Origin of the sequence: Burkholderia sp. S171 (assembly GCF_009766085.1) — a bacterium.
Lineage (GTDB): Bacteria > Pseudomonadota > Gammaproteobacteria > Burkholderiales > Burkholderiaceae > Caballeronia.
Genome location: NZ_LMUF01000028.1, coordinates 1 through 19,841 on the forward strand (window position 1 = coordinate 1; position 19,841 = coordinate 19,841).

19 protein-coding genes are annotated in these 19,841 nt (G+C 61.3%); 6 read left to right on the forward strand and 13 right to left on the reverse strand.

The genetic code is table 11. The features are described 5' to 3' along the window. Positions 1-31: 31 nt before the first annotated feature. On the reverse strand, positions 32-592 hold the full coding sequence (locus GSQ93_RS13450) for a chemotaxis protein CheB (protein WP_254073869.1): 561 nt from the start codon (positions 590-592) through the stop codon (positions 32-34). Between the two features lie 223 nt (positions 593-815). Between GSQ93_RS13450 and GSQ93_RS13455 the strand changes: the two genes are divergently transcribed. Beyond that, the gene (locus tag GSQ93_RS13455; RefSeq protein WP_158936186.1) at positions 816-1,217 is read left to right on the forward strand and encodes a GFA family protein; all 402 of its coding nucleotides are present in this window, start codon (positions 816-818) and stop codon (positions 1,215-1,217) included. A 128-nt stretch (positions 1,218-1,345) separates the two neighbouring features. On the opposite strand, the gene GSQ93_RS13460 is transcribed toward GSQ93_RS13455, so the two are convergent. Together GSQ93_RS13460 and xth are read right to left on the reverse strand one after the other, a co-directional pair. Then, positions 1,346-1,666, reverse strand: coding sequence for a hypothetical protein (locus GSQ93_RS13460; protein ID WP_158936187.1), 321 nt, complete (start codon positions 1,664-1,666; stop codon positions 1,346-1,348). A 448-nt stretch (positions 1,667-2,114) separates the two neighbouring features. Then, complete coding sequence (gene xth, locus GSQ93_RS13465; RefSeq protein WP_158936188.1) at positions 2,115-2,927, reverse strand: exodeoxyribonuclease III; 813 nt, start codon at positions 2,925-2,927, stop codon at positions 2,115-2,117. A gap of 242 nt (positions 2,928-3,169) precedes the next feature. On the opposite strand from xth, the gene GSQ93_RS13470 reads away from it, so the two are divergent. From GSQ93_RS13470 to GSQ93_RS13480, 3 genes are all read left to right on the forward strand, one after another. Beyond that, positions 3,170-3,940, forward strand: coding sequence for a cupin domain-containing protein (locus tag GSQ93_RS13470; protein ID WP_216857622.1), 771 nt, complete (start codon positions 3,170-3,172; stop codon positions 3,938-3,940). Then, the gene (locus GSQ93_RS13475) at positions 3,937-4,830 is read left to right on the forward strand and encodes an SDR family NAD(P)-dependent oxidoreductase (protein WP_158936189.1); all 894 of its coding nucleotides are present in this window, start codon (positions 3,937-3,939) and stop codon (positions 4,828-4,830) included. Before GSQ93_RS13470 ends, GSQ93_RS13475 begins: the two co-directional genes overlap by 4 nt. Before the next feature lie 90 nt (positions 4,831-4,920). Further along, a complete protein-coding gene (locus tag GSQ93_RS13480; RefSeq protein WP_254073870.1) occupies positions 4,921-5,229 on the forward strand; it encodes a hypothetical protein in 309 nt (102 codons plus the stop codon). A 114-nt stretch (positions 5,230-5,343) separates the two neighbouring features. Here GSQ93_RS13480 and GSQ93_RS13485 read toward each other — a convergent pair whose 3' ends face one another. Together GSQ93_RS13485 and GSQ93_RS13490 are read right to left on the reverse strand one after the other, a co-directional pair. Then, positions 5,344-5,688, reverse strand: a complete 345-nt coding sequence (locus GSQ93_RS13485) for a thiamine pyrophosphate-dependent enzyme (RefSeq protein WP_158936190.1) — start codon at positions 5,686-5,688, stop codon at positions 5,344-5,346. 18 nt (positions 5,689-5,706) lie between these two features. Beyond that, positions 5,707-6,258, reverse strand: coding sequence for a DUF4142 domain-containing protein (locus tag GSQ93_RS13490; protein WP_158936191.1), 552 nt, complete (start codon positions 6,256-6,258; stop codon positions 5,707-5,709). Positions 6,259-6,541: 283 nt separating this feature from the next. Between GSQ93_RS13490 and GSQ93_RS13495 the strand changes: the two genes are divergently transcribed. After that, positions 6,542-7,219: an MFS transporter gene (locus GSQ93_RS13495; protein WP_158936192.1), complete on the forward strand. Its 678-nt coding sequence runs from the start codon at positions 6,542-6,544 to the stop codon at positions 7,217-7,219. 357 nt (positions 7,220-7,576) lie between these two features. After that, entirely contained in the window at positions 7,577-8,284 is a 708-nt protein-coding gene (locus tag GSQ93_RS13500) for an MgtC/SapB family protein (protein WP_158936193.1), read from the forward strand. A 502-nt stretch (positions 8,285-8,786) separates the two neighbouring features. On the opposite strand, the gene GSQ93_RS13505 is transcribed toward GSQ93_RS13500, so the two are convergent. From GSQ93_RS13505 to GSQ93_RS13540, 8 genes are all read right to left on the reverse strand, one after another. Beyond that, positions 8,787-9,197 carry a hypothetical protein gene (locus GSQ93_RS13505; RefSeq protein WP_158936194.1) on the reverse strand — a complete coding sequence of 137 codons (411 nt, stop codon included), beginning with the start codon at positions 9,195-9,197 and terminating at the stop codon, positions 8,787-8,789. A 340-nt stretch (positions 9,198-9,537) separates the two neighbouring features. Further along, complete coding sequence (gene tssA / locus GSQ93_RS13510) at positions 9,538-10,695, reverse strand: type VI secretion system protein TssA (RefSeq protein WP_158936195.1); 1,158 nt, start codon at positions 10,693-10,695, stop codon at positions 9,538-9,540. Further along, entirely contained in the window at positions 10,692-14,903 is a 4,212-nt protein-coding gene (locus GSQ93_RS13515; protein ID WP_158936196.1) for a type VI secretion system protein, read from the reverse strand. The genes tssA and GSQ93_RS13515 overlap by 4 nt, the downstream gene beginning before the upstream one ends. Before the next feature lie 61 nt (positions 14,904-14,964). Next, positions 14,965-15,720, reverse strand: coding sequence for a DotU family type IV/VI secretion system protein (locus GSQ93_RS13520; RefSeq protein WP_158936197.1), 756 nt, complete (start codon positions 15,718-15,720; stop codon positions 14,965-14,967). Positions 15,721-15,798: 78 nt separating this feature from the next. Continuing rightward, positions 15,799-17,130 carry a type VI secretion system baseplate subunit TssK gene (gene tssK / locus GSQ93_RS13525; RefSeq protein ID WP_158936198.1) on the reverse strand — a complete coding sequence of 444 codons (1,332 nt, stop codon included), beginning with the start codon at positions 17,128-17,130 and terminating at the stop codon, positions 15,799-15,801. Between the two features lie 90 nt (positions 17,131-17,220). Next, positions 17,221-17,661 carry a hypothetical protein gene (locus tag GSQ93_RS13530; RefSeq protein ID WP_174254619.1) on the reverse strand — a complete coding sequence of 147 codons (441 nt, stop codon included), beginning with the start codon at positions 17,659-17,661 and terminating at the stop codon, positions 17,221-17,223. 59 nt (positions 17,662-17,720) lie between these two features. Then, positions 17,721-19,142 carry a dicarboxylate/amino acid:cation symporter gene (locus tag GSQ93_RS13535; RefSeq protein ID WP_158936199.1) on the reverse strand — a complete coding sequence of 474 codons (1,422 nt, stop codon included), beginning with the start codon at positions 19,140-19,142 and terminating at the stop codon, positions 17,721-17,723. Next, the gene (locus tag GSQ93_RS13540) at positions 19,139-19,840 is read right to left on the reverse strand and encodes an aspartate/glutamate racemase family protein (protein WP_158936200.1); all 702 of its coding nucleotides are present in this window, start codon (positions 19,838-19,840) and stop codon (positions 19,139-19,141) included. Before GSQ93_RS13540 ends, GSQ93_RS13535 begins: the two co-directional genes overlap by 4 nt. Position 19,841 lies beyond the last annotated feature (1 nt).

The following is a 19,841-nucleotide window of genomic DNA, read 5'->3' on the forward strand; positions in this document are numbered from 1 at the left end:
CTTCTCGGCTCAATAAGCCATCCTATAAAAATTAACCTCCTCGACTATTTCCGCTATTTGCACCAGAGCCCTTCGGACTTTGCGCGATCGTGATTCCAGCGAACTCCTTGATGCGGCCAATGCCAACTGATCCGTCGCTGCCGGACCCGGAAAGGATGATGCTGATGGCTCGTTCTCCATGGGCCTCGGCCAGACTCCGAAAGAACAAATCAATCGTGACGGGCCGACCGGGCAAGCGGTCGACATGCGTGACACGCAAATGTCCATCTTCCATGGACAAGGTGTTCGATGGCGAGATGAGGTAGACGCGGTTCTTTTCGATTTGCGTGGGCGTTGTTACCTGGATGACCGGCATCTTGGTTGCCCGTTGCAGGACCTGGTCGGCGACGCTCTCGTGTTTCGGAGACAAATGCAAGACGATGACGAATGCCATACCGACATCGCTAGGCATGTTTTCAAACAGACGAAGTAAAGTTTGGACGCCGCCGGCCGAAGCACCGATCCCGACTACCGGAAAATCAAGCGAGCTTGTCGCAAAAGGCCTTTCCGGTTTGGGAGCAGGCATCTCGTTCGGCGTGTTGTCGTTTGTCATCGGGAGCTTTTTGCACCGTGGTCTCAAGTCGATGTTGAGATGCAACAAGGCGTCGGGGAACAGGTAGGCAGACCGGTCTTACAAGTATCGACATTCCATCATTAAATTGCAATTTTCATGCCTACCCGATCTGCTGAAAAATGGCGGCGTTTGTGTCGGCGTTCATCGCGCGGTTTAAGATGCGGACTGCCGCGGTAAATGTCTTTGAGCATGGAGGCAAACAATGAAAATTGAGGGCAAGTGCCATTGTGGTGCAATAGCTTACGAGGCTATTGTTGAGCCCGACGCGGCGGGTCTTTGTCATTGCACCGACTGCCAGACGCTATCTGGATCACCTTTTCGCGCTAGCGTTCCTACCAAGGCCGAGCACTTTCATCTTTTGCAGGGGCAGCCCAAGATTTACATCAAGACTGCGGAGTCCGGCGCGAAACGCGCTCAGGCCTTCTGTGCCGATTGCGGCACTCCAATTTATTCAGCTGCTTCCGAACATCCCACTCAATACAATCTGCGCCTTGGCGCTCTAAAACAGCGAGCGCAGATTCCTCCCAAAACGCAAGCCTGGTGTGGCTCAGCGCTACCTTGGGCGCAACATGTCGAAGGTCTGCCGCGGTCTCCCGACGATTGACGGAGGGAGCTGAATTTCGCGCGTGAATAGGTGCAAACGAGTTTCTGTGTTTCTGTCACGAAGGGCTTTACGGGCGCGAGTTTGTAGCCATGCATGAGCGCATCGCGAATGTCCGAGGCGCTCGGCCGCTAAGCGGCTATTCGCGTGATTGGCGTGCCGTGCCCTGTGACGGTCTCAACAATCTCAACGCTCGTTTCGAGCGCCGCGAGTGATCGCGACAAGGAGGACACGCGCTTTGTCTGAGAGGCCAGCAAGTCGTATTGCGTCTCCAGGGCAGCAAGCCGCGTGCTCCAGTAGGCCAGGTCCAGACCTCGTACCGCTGTGGCCACTGATCGACGCCCGGCCAAGGCAAGCACCGCCTCCAAGTGACCGAGTTCGGAATCCGCTAGCCGCGCCGGCCATTTTTTAGCGTTCGATAGCGCCGCCGTCGCCAGTGTTTTCTTTTTCATGGTTTTTCCGATACCCGGTTTGGGGTAAGGGGAACCGCAACCGATGTGCCACGTACTGCATTGCACAAAGAAAAAGTACCGCGTTTTCGCAAAAGCTAATTTTTCTGTGAAAAGTATTTTCGCCAAACGTTTGCGCTCAGAATACGTAATCGCGGTTGGCTTCGCGTTGGCTGCTTGCTCAATAAACTTTTCGATGCCGGGAGGTTTTCAATACGGTCAACGCTTGTACACGCCCGGGATTTTTTGAAAAATTTCCATCGACAACTACCCGACAGGATTTGCCATTCAAACGACCCTTTCGCGAAGCTTTCGATGAGGCGGCCAAGCCCAACCCGGCTGCCAGATATTCCCCTCGTCGAGACGAGTAGGATCGGACATGATTCGATATCCTTATAAATTGACGGGGCACCAAGGCGTAGAAATTTCCGTCGGTCTTGTTCGCATGCGCTTAAGCGGAGGCGCCCTTCCTCGCAGTACGCGTGCGCTTGAGCGGCGCCAGTTCGACCCAGGTTGGCGCATGATCGCTGGCATGCGGTTCTCCACGCACCCATTTGCTGACGTCCGCCGTTTTCAGGCGCGTCGCGACATCGGGACTTAACAACAAATGATCGATGCGAAGACCGGAGTTGGTTTGCCAATGCTGCCGAAAATAATCCCAGAACGTATAAACCCGTTCATCGCCGTAGATGTGTCGAAGCGCGTCGGTCCAGCCCTGGCTCAACAGCCGCTCGAAACATTCGCGGCTTTCCGGCTGCAACAGCGCATCCTTTAACCAGGAACGCGGATTGTAGATGTCATCATCAGTGGGAACGACGTTGAAATCGCCTGCCAGGATCACAGGATGCTCGCTCTCAAGCAACGCCGCCGAATACTCGATCAGGCGCTCGAACCACGCGAGCTTGTACTGAAACTTGGGGCCGGGCTGCGGATTGCCATTCGGCAAATAGAGGCAACCAATGACCATGCCCTCGATGGCCGCCTCAATGTAGCGACTTTGTTTATCGTCTTTATCGCCGGGTAAGCCTCGGCGGGTTTCGATCGGATCTCCGCCCTTCTGCAGGATCGCGACGCCGTTCCACGATGTCTGGCCGTGCCAGATTGCACCGTACCCGGCCGCATTGATTTCTCTCACGGGAAATCCGGAATCCGGCGCCTTGAGTTCCTGCAGGCAAACCACATCGGGCGCTTCTCTCGCCAGCCACTCCAGCAATCCGGGTAGCCGTGAACGAATCCCATTGATGTTGAAAGTCGCTATTTTCATTTGCGCAGGCTTTTCGGAAAAATTGGAGGGTCCGGGCCTAGCAGCAAAATCCGTGCTGCGGCGACGCCAGGCGCACTTGGTTCAAAACGCCGGTCCTTCAACGCACGCGCCGCCGCATGGCGTTGCTGCGGAAAACGTCGCGGGCCGGGCGTCCGGGAATGAATTGTGTTTCGGCCAACGTGAAGTACTGCTTGAACCTGCTTGAAACATAAGCCGGTGAATTCCCCGCAAGAGGACCCAACATGCCAAATCCCAATACCCCCGCCGACGGTGCACAACAACCCGGCATCGAGGCGTCGTCGCGGCACTCCACCGTCATCTCGGGCGAGCGCAGCACCTCAGCAGCATCGCCGGAATCTCAAGCGGCGGGAGGCGCCTCCGGACCAAGCAACGCCGAGGCCGATCCTTCGCCAACGGCCGGCGGCTGGAGTGGCCAGCATCCGCACATGTTCCACCTGTCTGCATGGGCGCCTGACGTCTTCACGGGCGGCACCCTTCAGGGCGCCACCGGCGACAACTGGAAGATTCTTGCCGGCCAGCAAGCTTCTGTCTACCTGGCACGGCTCGAGCCTCGCGGCGTGCGCGAGCCGCACTGGCACCCGAGCGCATGGGAACTGAATTTTGTCATTTCGGGCTCGGCTCGCTGGAGTTTTGTCGGGCCGGAAGCCACGCACGACACGTTCGAAGTAACGAAAGGCGATCTCGTCTTCGCGCCGCAAGGACACTTCCACTACTTCGAAAATGCCAGTGAAACCGAGGACCTTGTCGTCCTCATCATCTTCAATTCGAGTGCGAGCGAACCGGCTGACGACGTGGGCATCCTCGCCTCGCTGAGCGCGATTCCCGTCGATGTGCTCGGCGCGGTCTTCGGCGCATCGCCCGAACTCTTCAAGCAGATTCCGCGCAAGCTCGAACGCGTCACTATCACGCGCAAGCCCGAAGCGAAGGCGCCGGATGCGCCCGAGGCGGCGGCAGCGAGCGCACGATCCGACATTTACGAGGGGCAAGCATGAGTACATCGACATCATCGCCAGTGAGAAAGGGCGAAGGCCGGTTACACGGCAAGGTCGCACTGGTGACGGGCGCGGCGCGCGGCATCGGCCGCTCGGTTGCCGTGGCGTTCGCACGGGAAGGGGCGAGCGTCGTGGGTCTGGACATCGGCCGCCGGGCGAGCGCGATCCAGCGCTACACCATCCCGACCGAGGCGGATCTGGCCGACACCGGACGCATGGTCGAGCAGGCAGGTGGCCGATGGCGCCCAGAACTCGCCGATATCCGCGATTACCCGCGACTACAGGACATTGTCGCGGCAACCGAGCGGGACGTCGGGCCGATCGCGATTCTGGCAGCGATCGCGGGCATCCAGTCGTTCAAGCCGCTGCTGGAACTGGAGGATGCGGACTGGCAGGACCAGCTGGACATCAACCTCACCGGCACGCTGAACTGCATCCGGGCGGTCGCACCCGCCATGGTCGCGCGCAAGCACGGACGGATCATCGTCACGTCATCGACCCAAGGACGTCACGGCATGCGCGATGGCGCGGGCTATTCGGCGTCGAAATGGGCGCTGCTGGGGCTGATGAAATCGGCGGCGCTGGAATTCGGCGAGTTCGGGATTACCGTGAACGCGGTCATCCCTGGCCTGATCGATACCGAACTGACGCGCAACGAAAGCCGCTACACGCAGGCGCTGAAAGAGGCCAAGGGTGGTAAGGTCCCCGAACCACCTCTTGAGCCGAAAGTGGTGGAAGCGCTCACGCAGAAAACGCCGCTCGGCGTACCGTGGATCGACCCGGACGATGTCGCGCCGGCCTACGTGTACCTTGCATCGGATGATTCGCGAATGGTGACCGGCGCGGCACTCGATGTCACGGGCGGCGATAGCGCGCACAACGCGGCATGAGATTGACTTAACGCCCTTACTTCAAAGCAGGCAGCGCAGTTTAAAAATGGCAGGCGGCGATCTGCCGCCTTCATCTCTAAGGAGAGAACGATGGAACCGATGAAACCCATGAAACCCATGAAACCCATGGAGCCGATGAAGCCCATGCCCGCGACGGAAAAGTGGTGGCCTGACGAATTAGGTCATGCGTCTTCCAGCGGTTCGCAAAACGGCGTGCGTTACGCGTTTTTCCCTGATAAACAGCGCTTGCTGATTGAAGAAAACGGCGACCGTCGCGCCTATGACAGCGGTGATCATCGGATCAACGGGGTATCGCAGCAGCAGAGCCACGGACACTCGCTGGCGTTCACAAGCCAAGCTGGCGTCGTCAACCTTGCGGAGTTGAAGCAGGTGTTGTGAATTGATCGGGCGCGCAGCGTGACAAGCCCTTCGTTTACCTATCATTTGGCGCCGGGCTTCTCGCAACGCGCGATTTCAATGCGAGGCGCGAAGCCCGTATCGATACGAGTCGTGTCACACCTTCAACTGATGCGGCATTGATGGCGGTTCTTCCGCGTCAACGCGCGCTTCCAGCAACGCCGGACCCGCTGAACTTAACGTCGCTTGAACGGCTTGGACAATCTCCCCTGACGCTGCGCAATGGAACCCCTGCGCGCCGCACGCGGTGGCGACCTGCGCGTAGTCGATGCCGCCAAGCTCGCAGCCATACGCAGGATTGCCAAGGTCACGCTGCTCGAACAGGACCTCGGCGAGCGCATCGTTGCGCAACAGGAAGATCTTGATCGGCAACTGATTCTTGACGGCCGTGGACATCTCTGCCATCAGCATCGCAAACCCTCCGTCGCCGACAATTTCCACAACCTCCCTCCAGCGATGTCAATCCGCCGATACGCCTTTCTGTTTTGCAAGGTCCTGTGCCATCTGGTAGTGCCCTTGGATTACCGGCTGTGCCTTCTGTGCAGCCTTCTTCAGGTCAGCGTTCTGCCCATCCGATATCTCCTTCTGAAATGCATCCAGCGCCTCCTTATGTCCCTCCAGTCCAACCTTGCTGATGTAGGCGTTGTCGAAGTCCTTGCCCTTGAGCGGCTTCAGCGAATCAAGCAGTGATGTGTCGGAATTGTCCTTCGGCACTGTCACGCCCTTGGGAGCCGCCATCTTCAGCTGCACCGTCAACTTGGTGTGGTCCACGATCATGTGTCGCGCAAACGCTTTGACGTCCTTGTCACTGGAACGCGTCATGGCGAGCTTGCTCGCGTCTATCTCCGTCGACGAGGCGCTCGACGCTGCCTGCACAAACGCTTTATCGGCATCCGAGAGCGGATTGGCCGCCGTAGTCGAGGCGGCTTCGGTCGCGTTTTGAGCGCGGGCCAGCGGTGCGGCCGTGATCAGGCAAGTGGCAAGCAGCGCAGTAAGTACTTTTGTTTTCATTCACTTCTCCATGGGCGATTGGTCAGAACTCGTACCCTGGATATGCAGCAACCGCCGTTCCACACGATGTTTCCCGCCGATCGCGTTGTCGTTGTATTAACACCGCCCTGCACGGCAACCGCGACCCTCACGCATCAACCTTGCGGATCACGCAACGTAAGCAACCTCTGCCAACGTTGCACGTTCCCATAGACCCCATCTAGAAGGCTGGGACTTTCCCGCACTCGCCACGCACGGGCACGAATACTGCGCAGCGCAGGCATCTCAAACGCGGGAGCTTGCCATGGGTACCCTTGCCTCGTCCCACACCACGGCCCCTGGTGGAAACCGTCTGCGCGTATGGATGACCTGCGCGATGGCGGCGTTGGCCGGCCTGTTGTTCGGACTGGACATCGGAGTGATAGCGGGTGCGTTGCCATTCATCGCAAAAGACTTCCATGTGAGCGACCGCCTGCAGGAGTGGATTGTCAGTTCGATGATGGTGGGCGCTGCGATCGGCGCGCTGCTGGCCGGATGGCTTTCGTTCCGCCTGGGACGCAAGTATTCGCTGCTGCTCGGCGCCGCGACATTCGTTGTCGGCGCGCTGGCGTGCGCGTTCGCGCCCAACCCGACGACGCTGATCGCCGCTCGCCTCGTGCTTGGACTTGCGGTCGGGACCGCGACTTTCACCGGTCCGTTGTACCTCTCGGAGATTGCCCCAGGCAACGTCCGGGGCGCCATGGTGTCGACCTATCAGTTGATGATCACTGTCGGCATCCTTGCGGCATTCCTGTCGGACACGGCGTTCTCCGCGAGCGGCTCGTGGCGCTGGATGCTCGGTATCGTTTCGATGCCCGCGGCTATTTTCCTGCTGGGTGTACTGGCCCTGCCTGATAGCCCCCGCTGGCTCATGATGAAAGGGCGCGACGACGAAGCGCGGGCCGTGCTCAAAAGCCTGCGGTCCGGATACCGGTTCCGTTAGGGCCGAGCGTCCAATCAATCCGACTTCCGTCAAGCGATACGACCAGACCAACGTCGTCGCTTCGCTATTCACCGCGACGGGTGCGCTGCGTTAATAACGTAAAAGCGTCCGCGAGCGATGCCATACCGAGCGGGGAATACACATTGCTGCAGCGATGATCTCCGCTACTTTTCCTTGGAGCCCCATTTTTTGCAACGTTAGGCAACAGGCTCGCCGATCGACTCTATTCCTGTGGCGCACGCCGCATCTTCCGCTATCCCGGCGATGGCAGCAGCGGTGTATCTGCAGCAGAAAGCGCAAGCCAACAACGTAATTCAGCCTTAGCGGAATCAGCAGTTTCTAACGGGAACGCGAACCATGGAACTGATGCCGACAACACTTCATTGGTTCGATATCGTGATCCGCCTCGCGCTGTCGGTGCTGGCCGGAACCTTGGTCGGATTCAACCGCGGCGAGTCCGGCAAAGTAGCGGGCTTAAGGACAACATTGCTCGTCTGCCTGGCCGCGTGCCTCGCGATGCTCCAGGTCAACGCGCTGCTCGCTCAAGCTGGCAAGCAACCCGGCTCGTTCGCTGTACTGGATTTAATGCGCTTGCCGCTGGGGATTCTCTCGGGCGTTGGTTTTATCGGCGCGGGGACCATCCTGCGTCAAGACGGTCTGGTGATCGGCGTGACGACTGCTGCCACGTTATGGTTCGTCACGGTCATCGGATTATGTATTGGTGGCGGTCAATTGCTTCTCGGCTTGGCCGGACTCGCGTTAGGCATGGTCGTCCTCTGGGGTTTCGAGTACGTTGAACGTCATATGTCGCGTGAAAAAACTGCATTGCTGACTGTGGAATACGACGGCGAGAGTGCATGCAGGGAACACATGATCGAGCGGCTTCAACGAGAAGGCTGTCGTGTCTCGACCAGGGGCTTTCAGCTAAAGGCGGGAACGGCCGTCGTCGAGGAACGTTTCGACGTGCACTGGCGCGGCTCTTTCGACGCGCCATCTTCGCCGCCGTTCACCGAATCAGCGAAGGAGGCTGGCGCGCGGTCCGTTTGCTGGACCCTTGTCAGATGATTTGGCCGATTGCCCATTTTGATCACGAGATTCTTGTTTACTGCCATACCCATCGCGAAAAGACGCTATAGAGGAGCGGGTCCACCACTTGCTGCCGTCGAGTGAACACCTATCTCCGCGGGAGGACATCATGAGGAACACGGTAGAAACCTCGGGCTTACCAGAAAAAGATTCGCGCGCCGGTCGGGCCGGTCCGGCCGGTCCGGCACCCGACTCGGAGCAAACTGCGCGAGACAAGGAAGAAAAGAGGAAACACCCGGCCTCAGAAAACGCCCTGGAGTCTTCTCAGGACAAGAATCCCATCCCTCCGGATTCGACCGCGGATTGAGGTGATTGGTATTTTGGCGGGAGCAGAACGCCTGCACTTTCACTAACTCGCCGATGGTTGAATACCCGAGTTTATAACCTGCTGCAATCGCTTCATTGAGGGCACGCGTCAGGTCCATCCTAAGTGCGCCCCAACGAAATCGACCTCCCAAACGTTTGCCCGCTCCCGTTCGGATTAGAAGTCGATATAAGGCGGCCGCAAGCAAATGCGTAAATTCGCGTGCGTAATGTCCAAAGTATGGCCTTGGAATGGATGGTCAAAATAGACTGACCACTTCATTCCAACACGACTGCCAGTAGTACAGAACGTCTTGAGCTTTTCGTGACAAGATGCAGGGTACGCGGCGCCATCGAGATATTTTGCTGCACTGGGTGCGGCATTCGTCACCTGGCATGGGCAATGGGACAGAAACACCTCGGCTTTCCGCGGCGCACGCCCACGCCTGGCAAAGAAGTCCTGGTAACTTTTATCCCAGTCTTCAATCATCGACTCTTCGGCGTGGCGAGCCTCTACCATCATTGCAGTCGACGCAGCCGCTGCACGGGCAAACGGAAGGATGCGCGAGTACTCGGCCTGGCGTTGCATGGCGCCCAATGCTGGCTGTGGACCGTGGAATCTGGCGAGCAACTCCCGGTGCAAATCAATTTTCCCACCTTGGCCGCCTTGGCCGCCTACGCTTGAGCTGGCGACTTGATCGCGACTCTGGGTGCTGAGAAAAACGCTATATCTCGCTCCCTCCAGGCTCAACACCAACCCAACGGCCCCGGGGCGTACCCTACGGGGCAACGCCTCGGTAAGAGTATTCGATATTCCAACTAGCATCGTTCCTCCGAAAAATGTCAGTCCCTGTTGTACCGGCGTCGATGTGCACCGCTGCCAGCGTGTTCCCAGCGTGAAAATTGATTAGTTATCCTGCTTCCCAACGCTATTCCAGTCCGAGCAGCGCGAGATAACGCGTCAAGTCTCCCTCGGTACGGACGATCTCCCGCATCAGGTTCGCGAGTGGCATTTGTCCCCACGACACAGCTCGCTTGAGCAGATACGGCGTAGGACTGTGCGGCTCGTTTTCCTCAAGATAACGTGCAACGATTTCGATCAGCTGGTACGCATGCGCGCGGCTCTCGATATGCCCCGGCAACGCGGCCCCCACCGCGTTGCGTCCCTTCTCCGCCTCGCGTTGCGAATCGCCGGCGAGTGCATCATGTTCCGCAGACGCCAATCCGTCTGCATAGGCCGGCGCGGCCGCCGGTATATTCGTGAACCTATCCTGCGTCCCGCTAACGGGTGTCCGCGGCGTCGCGTGCTCGCCGAGCAAGCTGGTTGTCGCACGTGCGAGACGCGCCAATGCGTCGCTCACGCTTGAAAGATTCGGGCCATCGTCATGCAACCGTTCATCGACCAGACCGGTCAGCAAGCGCCAGGCGCCAAGCGCGCCGTCCAGTTGCTGATGCAATGCCATGAGGTTTGCAAGGTTGCGCCCCTTGGTTAGATGCTGCGCGAGCAGATCACGCGTTAATACGCCACTGCCGGCGTCGTCATCGGCCAGTTGCAGAACCCGCTGCCAGTCGTCGAGATTGACCTCGGCGGGTTCGCGCCCGTCGATGTTCATCAACGACACATGCAGTGACAGCATTAACGAAAAGGCATCGTTCATCCAGACGAAGGGCGCGATCCGCGCGTCCACATCCCCGTCCTCGATTTGCGGCCATGCGTGTTCCCAATAGCGCTCGACCAGCGCGGCGAGCAGTTGCGTCCCGGCAACGAACCCGTCGATCCGGTACAGATGCGTCCACGCTTCGCAAAGCCACGCGGCTAACTGAAAATCCTTGCTGCCGTTACTGAGCGCGTCACTGCATAACGCGGCGACGGTCTTCCAGTCGGCCTTGACCAGCGGGCGCTCCCATTCGCGCATGGGCAGGGTTGCGTCGTCCTGATGCCGGGCATCGCGAATCCGCTGATAGACCGCGTCATAGCGCAGCGACATGCCAGCGCCGCCCTCGCCGCCTGCGACGGGCGCAAGAAGCGAGTCGAGATCGACGCCAAACGCTGTCGTTGCAAAATCCATTGTGTCAGCGAGTGTCATAACGCGGTCCAGTTCGGCGCGCGCGCCGGGAAACTGCCGGGCCACGGCAGCGGGGTTTTCTTGCCGGCAGCCGTCAACGTGAGGCGCAGGAACACGCTTCCCCGCGCCTGCTTCGGCAACAAGGCGAGGTCGGCGGGGCTGGTTGTAGAAAGCGGGAAATCAAGGCCCAGCAGTTGCGATGCACTGTTGCCTCTCAAGCTCGCATCGGCCACGCGCTGCCGTCCGATGAACGACAGCAACGCCCAAGGGTCCGAGAATTGCCAGGTGAGCGTGTGTCCGTCGGTGGACAGTGCGCGCTGCTGAGGGTCGCTTGCCGCCGCGAGCGGTGAGTCCTTCGCGAAACGCAGCACCAGTGTCACCGGCGTGCCGTAATCCCAGTGAAGCGGATGCGGAGCATCATGCAACGAAAGACTTTGCGAGCCAATCGACAAGGTCCAGTCAATCACCTGGTTCGCGGCCACTTCAGCGTCGCGATTCGCGCGGAATTCCACGCTTACGTCGTAACCGGTCGGCGCCCCATCGTCAGCCGGATAGAGCGGTGCGAGCAGCGTCTTCACCTGATCGAAATTGTCGATGAACTGGCGCACCGAGGCATTCGTCAACGACGTCTGCATGCCCGACCCCGTGCGCGAGGCGCGGAACGTATCCGACACAGCCGCGTAACGCCGGAGCACCTGACCCAGTTCGCCGAAATCCGCCGGGCTGACATCGCCCCGATTCGCGGCGCGGATCATCATCGCGCCGCTGAAGGGTTGCCGCCCCGCTACGTTCTGGTTGAAGTCCGTCGCGAAGCTGTCCCACTGCTGACGCAAGTCGTACACGTAGCTCTGACTGCAGCGCGCCAGCAATTGATCGTAAAGACGCGCATGCAACGCGGCGAAGTAGTCATCGGCGCCGTTCGCGGCAGGCCGGCCGGCAAACTTCACCATGCAGTTGCCTGCGCCCGGGTCGGCCGCGGCCGTTGCCACAAACTGCTCGAGCCGCAGCAGACTGCTGTTCGGATTTTTCAGGCGATAGCGTTCGAGATCGCGCACGATTGCCTGCCAGCGCTGCGCGAGCGGAGACGCCGCATCGGTTGCGTCGAGTGCGGCCAGATAGGCGGACGCCTGCTTGCCGAGCGCGAGCGCACGGGCCGATTGCTGGTCGAGATACACCGCGAGTGCGCCGGCATCGGGGACGCCGAACGCCACCAGCACGGGCAAGTGGTTGCTGCTCGCGCGGTCGTACGCTCCGCTTTCGCGCGTCGCGTACAACTCGGACTGCGTGAGCGAATCGTCGATGATTTTCAGATGCGCCGTCGCATCGCGTGACATGAGGCTGTCCAGATCTTCGACCTGAGCCGAGGCGTTCATTTCCGCCAACAGCGATTCGATCCTGACGAGGCGCGCGCGCGAAGCGTCGAATGCTGCAGTGTCCGTGTCGCCTTGAGTCGGCGTGACGGTCGCGGCGGCCGCGGTCTGATCGAGTATCAATTGTGCGAACTGCGTGTCGAGCGCCTGCTCGATCGCCGGCCGGGTTGCCGCCGGCAAGCTCGCGAGTCCATCGGTCATGAAGCGCTTGTGCACGTCGCCAAGGGTCAGCGCCTGGTCGAGTTGCGCGCGATCCCAGACGATCGTCGAGCCTTCAACAAGCTCGGGTAACGCCCGGTCACGCGGTGCCGTCATGAACGGCTGGCCCAGCAGATTGGACAGGCCGTCGCGCAGGGCAAGCCGTGCCGGCGAGACGGCATAGCGGGCATCCTTGTCGAGCCAGACGAGGCCACCATCCGGCGCGTCGAAACGCAGCGCGAGTTCACTGCGAAACGCCTGGAACGCGGTGTCATCGCGTTCACGAATACGCGCTACAAGGTCGGGCCCGAGCAGACGGTTCTGCGCTGCATGCGCAAGGGTGCGTTCATAGACCGGACCCGGCGTGAACTGCGGCTGACGCAACCACCCGCCGTTGCCCGACGCCAACAGATCGCGCTGCGTGTCGATACCTGACACGATCGCCCGATAGTTGTTGGTCAGCTGCGTAAAATCTGCCGCGCCTGCGTTGCCGACCGACAGGTTGTTCAGATGCTCGGTGACCGACCGCTCCGCCGCGAGCAACGCATTGTTGGTGAACAAGCCGCTGTCGATCTGTTGCGCGCCCTTGTCAAGCGTGCATCGCAATGCCTGCTGGATGATCGGCAGATTCACGCCGCCCACGGGGTTGGCCGCGAAGTTGGCCGCATAGTTGGACGCGCCGCGTCCGGCCGGATCGCGATAGAAGTAAGGCAAGGTGCCGGCCACGCTGCCCTGCAATTCGGCGCCGAGCGCGTAACGCACCACCAGCCGCAACGCGTCGGCATTATCCGCAGAGGGTGTCTGCAAGCGCTGCAGTGCCTGCAACGCGGCATCGAGCTGATCGACTGAACCGACGTACTGCTGTAACGCGCGCACTTGCGGCAAGTTGTCGACAGCGAGGCCCGAAGCGCCGCGCACGTCGCTGCGCGCCGCTGCCGGCGCAATGCAGTCGTCGTTGACAATCAACTGACCGGTGCTCGGATCGCGGCTCTCGCCGGTCAACTGGCTCACGCGCAAAAACATCTCGCGTTCCAGCGCAGTCACAGCGATCTCGCCGAACTCGCGTTCGAAGCGCTCCTTCACGCGTGCGTTCAGATCGTCGACCGCACTCCACGAGCCCGGCATGAAAACCGTCCACGGGCTATCCGTTCTCAGATGCTGGTTCAGCGCAATCAGCGCAAGCGCCTTGCGCCGATACCAGTCCGCCGGAAGGTCCTGGGCCTGCTGCGCGGCCGCGGCACGCTCCTGCGCGTCCCTGTGCAGCGAGCCGAGCGCTGCGACCAGTTCACCGTTGCGATGGCTTAGTTGAACCGTCGCCACGACAAGCCCTAGACCCCAGGTCCCAAGCAGCGCGATGCCGCCCCAGCGCAACGCCCGGCTCAACGCCGGACGCGCCAGATATTGCGAGCGCGACGGGCGTGTCAGGCCGTACTCCAGGAAGATTTTCTTTTCGAACAGGTCGCGCAGGAACGCCGGCTGCAGCATCAGGTCGTTCAGCGAACCACTTGGTTCGCGGCGGCCCATGGGTGAATCGCCACCGGCCGGCCGCAACGCCGTGTCACCCGCTTCATAGACGGCCACGCCGCCCGTCGCGAGGTCTTCGTCGAATGCAGGCGATGCCAACGCATCGCGCTTGACCGCGGCTTCGTCGCCCTGCCCCACGCTCCATTGGGCAAACTCGCTGCTGTCACCGGTCAGGTAGATGCCGCGGAAGAAAAACGGTTCGTGGTACGCGCTTGCACGCAGCAGTTCATCCACATAGCGCTGCAGTTGTGCGCTCATCGCTTCGATCCGCGACGGCAATAACAGGAACTGGCGCGCGTCCATGTGCCCTGCATCGAGCGCGAACAATTCGGCGCTCGCATCCGAGACCGAACGCATGATGCTGTGCATCGCGGTGTCGACCCAATCCGACGAATACGTGGTCGACAAATCATACGGCGACGACCAGCCGAGCATGCTCGCGCGCAACGCCTCCGGCAATGCACGGGCAAACGGGGCGAAGCCCGTCAGCGCCTCGCAGCCCGTGACCACCACATACACCGCGAAGCGCATCGCGAAACGGTTCTGCGCGAGCCACAGGCGCCGATGCGCAAGCTTCGCATGACGAACCAGTTCGAGTTGCGCATCGGTGTCGTCGGCAAGTAGCGTTGCAGCCGGCACAGTGATGACGACCGAGTCGAACGGCCGCTGCTGCCGATAGTTGCGGCACAGGCCGAGAAACTCGTCCCACGGCTTTTCATCGCCGTCGTCTTCCGGAGAGCCCAGGTAGGCCGCCTTGATATCGACGACGATCCCGCGATCGAAGAAATGCCACGAGATCCCCTGCGTGGCAGCCGGGCTGGCCGCCTCCGCGCTCAACACGCTCGCTACACCGGATTGGGCAATGGGCAGCGGGCGCGGATCATCGCCTTCGTTGAGGATCATGATCCACGGAATGTTGTAGCGCTCGGCACGCGACGCAATATTCCCTTCGATCAGCTCCACAGCCTGGCGAAACGCGCTGCGCAGCGAATCCGAGCGCAGGCGCACGATCTTGCGATCCGGGGCCGGCTTGCTGTGCGCGCCATGCAACGCAAAGTACAGCACGGCGCCGAGCACGACGCACACAACCAGCGTCAGCACTGCAATGGACAACAGGAAGAGGTTGCTCGTCAGCATGCTCGCGCTCCCCTGCACTGCGCGCGGCGCACTGCCGCAACCTTGGTCAGCTCACGTGAATTCACGGGTTCACCCCCGTCACCGGATCGGCATATAACGCTTCGCGCACCGGCCATGATTGCCATAGCCATAACACTTCTGAAATCGCCAGCAAGGACACCAGCGAGAGCAGAAAAATTACCGTCCATCGGCTGACGGTCGGCAGCTTGCGTGGCGCGACGTGCGACAGCGTGTTCGCGTACGCCGGCTCGGCCAGCACGCGGTCACGGCCGCCAAGGTCCGGGCGGCGCTGATAGACGAACTCGTAGAGTTCTTCGCGGTAGCTGCGCAGCCGCGCGGCCGCGTCGGCATCGCGAAAGCGGCCCTGAAAACCCATCGCGAGCGCAAACAGGTAAAGCCGCGCGACGTGGCGGCGCGATGGTTCGCGGTCCGACAGCAGTTGCTCGATGCGGCGGAACACCAGATCGCCCGCAACGTTGGTGCGAAACAGCGTCGATTCGAGCAGATACGCGGTCCAGCGCTCGCGGCCGGTCCACGGCGTATTGAGCAGGATTTCATCGGCGAGCACAGCTTTCAGGTAACGCGCATCGGCGACGTTTTCCATTTCAAAGCGGGTGCTGTCGCGCCGTGACTGCAGCGTCTGAACCTCCAGCAAATTCAGGAGATGACGGCTCAGGCCTTGCGCTGCGACATCCGAATCCGTGCCGGGCACCTCGGAAAAGCGCGCCTGTGCCTTGACGAGCTCATCGAGAAAAACCCGGAACTGTTCAGTCACGAGGTCGTCTTCTTCGGGTTCAAGCGGTCGATTGCGTGCCATGCTCAGCCTACCTTCATTGTTGCTTTCATCTTCACTGTCTCACTCTCATGCGCCGCGTCAGCCATCAGCCATCAGCCATCAGCCCTTCACGAATAGCAGCATTTCCTGCGGCCGTTGCGCGCTCGCGCCTTCGTTCGGATTCCCGATCACCAGCGGTTCGGTGGCATGCACGAGCGCCACTTCGGCATCGATCTCGAAAAGCAGGTAACCGGAGCCGGAACGGATCCCAAGCTCTTCCGCATAATCGACGCTACGCCGCGTAGCGCCGAGCACACGCCGAGCGCGCAGCGATGCATACACGGACTGCGAGCCGATCACCGCACCGTCCATCCATGCGAGCAGGTCACGCTCGGACTGGCCGCGCAGACCTACGACGAGACGCTCGCCAACCCAGTCCGGCTGCAAGCCGATTTCGAAGGCACCGTGACGGAACTCGAACTTGTGCTCGCGGTAGTCCTCGCTGACTTCGGAAACCGATTCGCGCAGTGAACGCAACAACGGCGAGAACACGGCCAGCGGATCTGCATGGTCGTAATCGGGCGGCACCGGGGGCAAACCTCCGGGCTTGATCGTCGCGAGCGCGCCGCTTAGCGACGCCAGCGACCAGAACAGCGCGAGCGGATGCAGATGCGGCGTGCGCAGCACTGCTTCGGCAAGCGGCAACGCGCTCAGCAGGCTGCGCAGACGATCCTTCAATTCCAGTTGGGTCAGACGGTCGTCCACTTTCGACGACGGATTGGCCGTCTGCCGCGCGACGAAGGCCGCCTTGCCGCGCAACTGTCCGAGCAACGAAGCAACTGCGGCCCACAGCGGGTTATCGCGGGCTATTTCAAGCAGCGGCGGCAGCGTGTCGCCCAGCCGCACCACCTCGTTGTCCCGATACACCGAACCGAGCCGCACATGCACGTTCATCCCCGAAGGCAGCTCGCCCGCCGTGAGCGCGAGATTCGGCAGAAGGCGCGGGATATCGGCAGGCGGCGCGTCGGACACTTCGTCTTCGACCGGTACGCCCGCGGTCGAACGAAAGCGCTTCACCTGCGCATCGCGGCGCATGGTCGCGGCGACCGGCAGCACCAGATAGAAATCGAGCGGCCCTTTCGCCAACTGCTCGGCAAACGGCTCCAGCGACAGTTCAAGCCGCCCGTGCTGGCTCGACTCGGCCGCATAGGAAACCGCCGTGCCGTCGGGCATGATTGCATCGAGCTCAAGAATCCGCACCAGTCCGGTCGGCAACAGGCCGTTGTCGAATACCAGGCGCCGCACGCCCCAACTGAATGGCGCGGCGGCCAGGGTCTGCCACGCCACAAGCGAATCGACGCGCGCGGCCATCAACTGAAAATGCTGCGGCGAGAGCAGCATGCCCTCGAACCACTCAATGCGGTCGGTCACCGGATTAGCCGGGTTAGCCATGGTTGTTCCTCCACACGCCGCGTTCGTTCGCGCGACGGTGTGCGCCCGCCGGGTTGGCGGGGCAATGTTTCAATAGGCGCTTACACGCTGTCATTTCGTATCCGCGACTGAGAAATTATTGCTGTCCAGCTGCACGACAAGGTGGCCGCTGAACTTTTGTATCCGGACGCGATGCGCGCCGGGGTCCGGGTAATTGGCAAACACAAAAGCCGCGACAACACGCGGTCCGCTGAACGCATCATCCGGCAGGTCGACCCGCTGACCGGGCACCAGCTCCCAGCTGCGATAACGCAGGCTCTTAGGGAAAGTACTGAGCAGATCGGCGCGCCCCGCGAACCATTTCGATGCAGGGAGTTCGGCGAGCCGTGCGAGCATCGCGTCGTCACTCACCAGCACCACGTCTACCGCCAACGGGCTGTTGTTGTTCAAGTCGTCGCTGGCCGTCAGCGTGACCTGCGACCACGACGCTTTCTCGCCGCTCAAGCCCAGCATGCTGCAGCTCGCGAGCACGCAGGCGCAGCCAATTGCCATCAACAGGCGAGCGCCGCGGCCCGACATGCGGCGTACACCATCGCTCATCAACCAGTTCGTCATCTCGCTCCAACTCCAATACCCATCAATACGATCAGCGACGCAGCCACGGCCACGCAGCCTACCGCCAACACGAGCTGCGCGCGAGTGAACTCGAAGCGCAGCACCTGTCCGAGCTGGGCGTTGCCATGCATATCGGCGAGCTGGGTCCGTTCCGACGGCAAGCCCGCCGACACGAGCGCAATCACGGTGCACACCGACAACAGGCTCAGCACGTTGCGCGGCCCTTCACAAATAAGATCGATGGTGACAAACAGAACGCCGGCGGCTTCCACCGGCAGATGCAGGAACGACAGCACGACGCCCGTATAACCGACTGTCGCCACGCCGTTCTGCCCGGCAGAGATGAACGAGGCCAGCGCGGCGGCCGCGGCGATCAGCACGAGGTCGCCGGTATCGAGCGGCCGATCGTACAGATTGGCGACGAACACGGTTGCAAGCGCGAAGTAGAGTGCGGAGCCGGCCCGCTGGAACACTGAGCCGAACGGCACCACGAGTTCGACTATACCGCGGCTAAAACCGAGCGCCGCGCTCATCGCCTCGATCGTGTGCGGGATCGGCGCCGTCGCGCTTCCCGACGTCAGGCCTACCAGCAGCGGCGCCTTCAGGCCTTTCAGTACCTGACCCAGCGGCTGGCTGCTGCGTGCTGTAATCATCGCCAGTGCGAGGCCGCCGAGCAACACGGTGACCAGCAGGAAGCACAGCAGGAAACCGCCCATGGCGCTGAGCGTGGCGCGCTCCGTATGTGATGTGAGATGCGCGGCCATGCCGAACGCCAGCACGGGAATCAGCAGGTTCGCATGAGCGATGATGACCTCAAGCGTCCGGTACACCCCCTCGAACACGTTGTTCAACATGTTCGACTGGTCGCGTGAAAGCGTGGCGAACGCCATGCCGAACAGGATCGTGGCGGTCAGGATGCCGAGCGAGCGGCCTTCAGCGAGCACCCGGTAGAAGTTGTCGGGAAACAGATCCTGCACGCCATAGGCGCTCACACCCGACACTGCGTGCGTCACCTGGCCGAACAGTGTGACGCGCACTTCCTCGGCATCGCTCGCGCTCTTGAGGACGAGTCCGCCAAGCTGTTCGTGCGCGGCAATGGAGAGATGCTGGCCCGGCATCATGAGCACGCCGGCCAGCGTGCCGCCGATTGCGCACAGCACGACCATCGCGACAGCGAGACCGACGATCGTGCCGATGCGCACGGCGGGTCGCGGCAACGCCAGCACCTGGCGCAAGCCGAAGAACGTCGCCACGACCAGCAACGGCACAGCCGCCATGTTGACGACCGACAGATACAGTTCCCCGATGAAATACGCGAATACACCGGCCGGCGCGGCGAACACGCCGCACAAGCCGCCCACTGCGAGGCATAGCAGCAAGCCCAGGGTGCTCTGCGAGAGCGTCTGCAAAGTCTTCATTGCGGCCGGTTCCAGCCACGCGCAAGCGCGAACGTTACCGTGGCGCGCGCCAGCTCCAGGGAACTGTCGATCAACGTCAGCGGTGGATCCTGCAGATGCCGTGCGGCCAGTGGAATCTCCGTGCAGCCCATCACCGCCACTTCCACATCCTGGGCGGCCAGTTTATTGAGCACCAGTGACAGATGGCCGGCAGCCTGCTCGAGTGCACCGGCCTTGACCTCATGGATACACGCGGCAATCTGTTGCTGCATGTCGGCGTCCGGCACCAGTGGCTCGATGCCGCGCGCCGCCAGCGCCGCCTGATAAAACCCCGACACCAGCGTGCCGCCGGTGCCGAGCACGGCCACGCGCCGCACCGAATCGGGCACTGCTGCAACACAGGCATCGGCAATATGCAGCACCGGCGCTTCACTGCGCGCCAGCATCTGTGCATACCAGTGATGCGCCGAATTGCACGGGATCGTGACAAGTCCTACGCCATTGCGGTTCAGCAGATCGATGCCCTCCAGCAGACCGCCGAGACAATCCTCACCGTCACCGAGAATGGCACGGGAGCGGTCCGCGACGTGCGGCAGATTGGCAACGAGCATCGGCAGATGCTGCTGGTCGCAGGTCGCGCCGGTGAGCTGCATGACCTTGGCCATGAAGTCGACCGTCGCGAGCGGACCCATGCCGCCGAGGATTCCGATAAGTGCCATC

Bases quoted from the DNA above. Each gene is read 5' to 3' on its own strand.
- GSQ93_RS13530 (WP_174254619.1), bottom strand. From the start codon at position 17,661: ATGGCAATTGGCTGCGCCTGCGTGCTCGCGAGCTGCAGCATGCTGGGC.
- GSQ93_RS13480 (WP_254073870.1), top strand. From the start codon at position 4,921: ATGGAACCGATGAAACCCATGAAACCCATGAAACCCATGGAGCCGATG.
- GSQ93_RS13505 (WP_158936194.1), bottom strand. From the start codon at position 9,197: ATGCAACGCCAGGCCGAGTACTCGCGCATCCTTCCGTTTGCCCGTGCA.
- GSQ93_RS13500 (WP_158936193.1), top strand. From the start codon at position 7,577: ATGGAACTGATGCCGACAACACTTCATTGGTTCGATATCGTGATCCGC.
- GSQ93_RS13540 (WP_158936200.1), bottom strand. From the start codon at position 19,840: ATGGCACTTATCGGAATCCTCGGCGGCATGGGTCCGCTCGCGACGGTC.
- GSQ93_RS13490 (WP_158936191.1), bottom strand. From the start codon at position 6,258: ATGAAAACAAAAGTACTTACTGCGCTGCTTGCCACTTGCCTGATCACG.
- GSQ93_RS13460 (WP_158936187.1), bottom strand. From the start codon at position 1,666: ATGAAAAAGAAAACACTGGCGACGGCGGCGCTATCGAACGCTAAAAAA.
- GSQ93_RS13475 (WP_158936189.1), top strand. From the start codon at position 3,937: ATGAGTACATCGACATCATCGCCAGTGAGAAAGGGCGAAGGCCGGTTA.
- GSQ93_RS13520 (WP_158936197.1), bottom strand. From the start codon at position 15,720: ATGGCACGCAATCGACCGCTTGAACCCGAAGAAGACGACCTCGTGACT.
- GSQ93_RS13455 (WP_158936186.1), top strand. From the start codon at position 816: ATGAAAATTGAGGGCAAGTGCCATTGTGGTGCAATAGCTTACGAGGCT.
- GSQ93_RS13515 (WP_158936196.1), bottom strand. From the start codon at position 14,903: ATGCTGACGAGCAACCTCTTCCTGTTGTCCATTGCAGTGCTGACGCTG.
- GSQ93_RS13535 (WP_158936199.1), bottom strand. From the start codon at position 19,142: ATGAAGACTTTGCAGACGCTCTCGCAGAGCACCCTGGGCTTGCTGCTA.
- GSQ93_RS13470 (WP_216857622.1), top strand. From the start codon at position 3,170: ATGCCAAATCCCAATACCCCCGCCGACGGTGCACAACAACCCGGCATC.
- GSQ93_RS13495 (WP_158936192.1), top strand. From the start codon at position 6,542: ATGGGTACCCTTGCCTCGTCCCACACCACGGCCCCTGGTGGAAACCGT.
- tssK (WP_158936198.1), bottom strand. From the start codon at position 17,130: ATGGCTAACCCGGCTAATCCGGTGACCGACCGCATTGAGTGGTTCGAG.
- xth (WP_158936188.1), bottom strand. From the start codon at position 2,927: ATGAAAATAGCGACTTTCAACATCAATGGGATTCGTTCACGGCTACCC.
- tssA (WP_158936195.1), bottom strand. From the start codon at position 10,695: ATGACACTCGCTGACACAATGGATTTTGCAACGACAGCGTTTGGCGTC.
- GSQ93_RS13450 (WP_254073869.1), bottom strand. From the start codon at position 592: ATGACAAACGACAACACGCCGAACGAGATGCCTGCTCCCAAACCGGAA.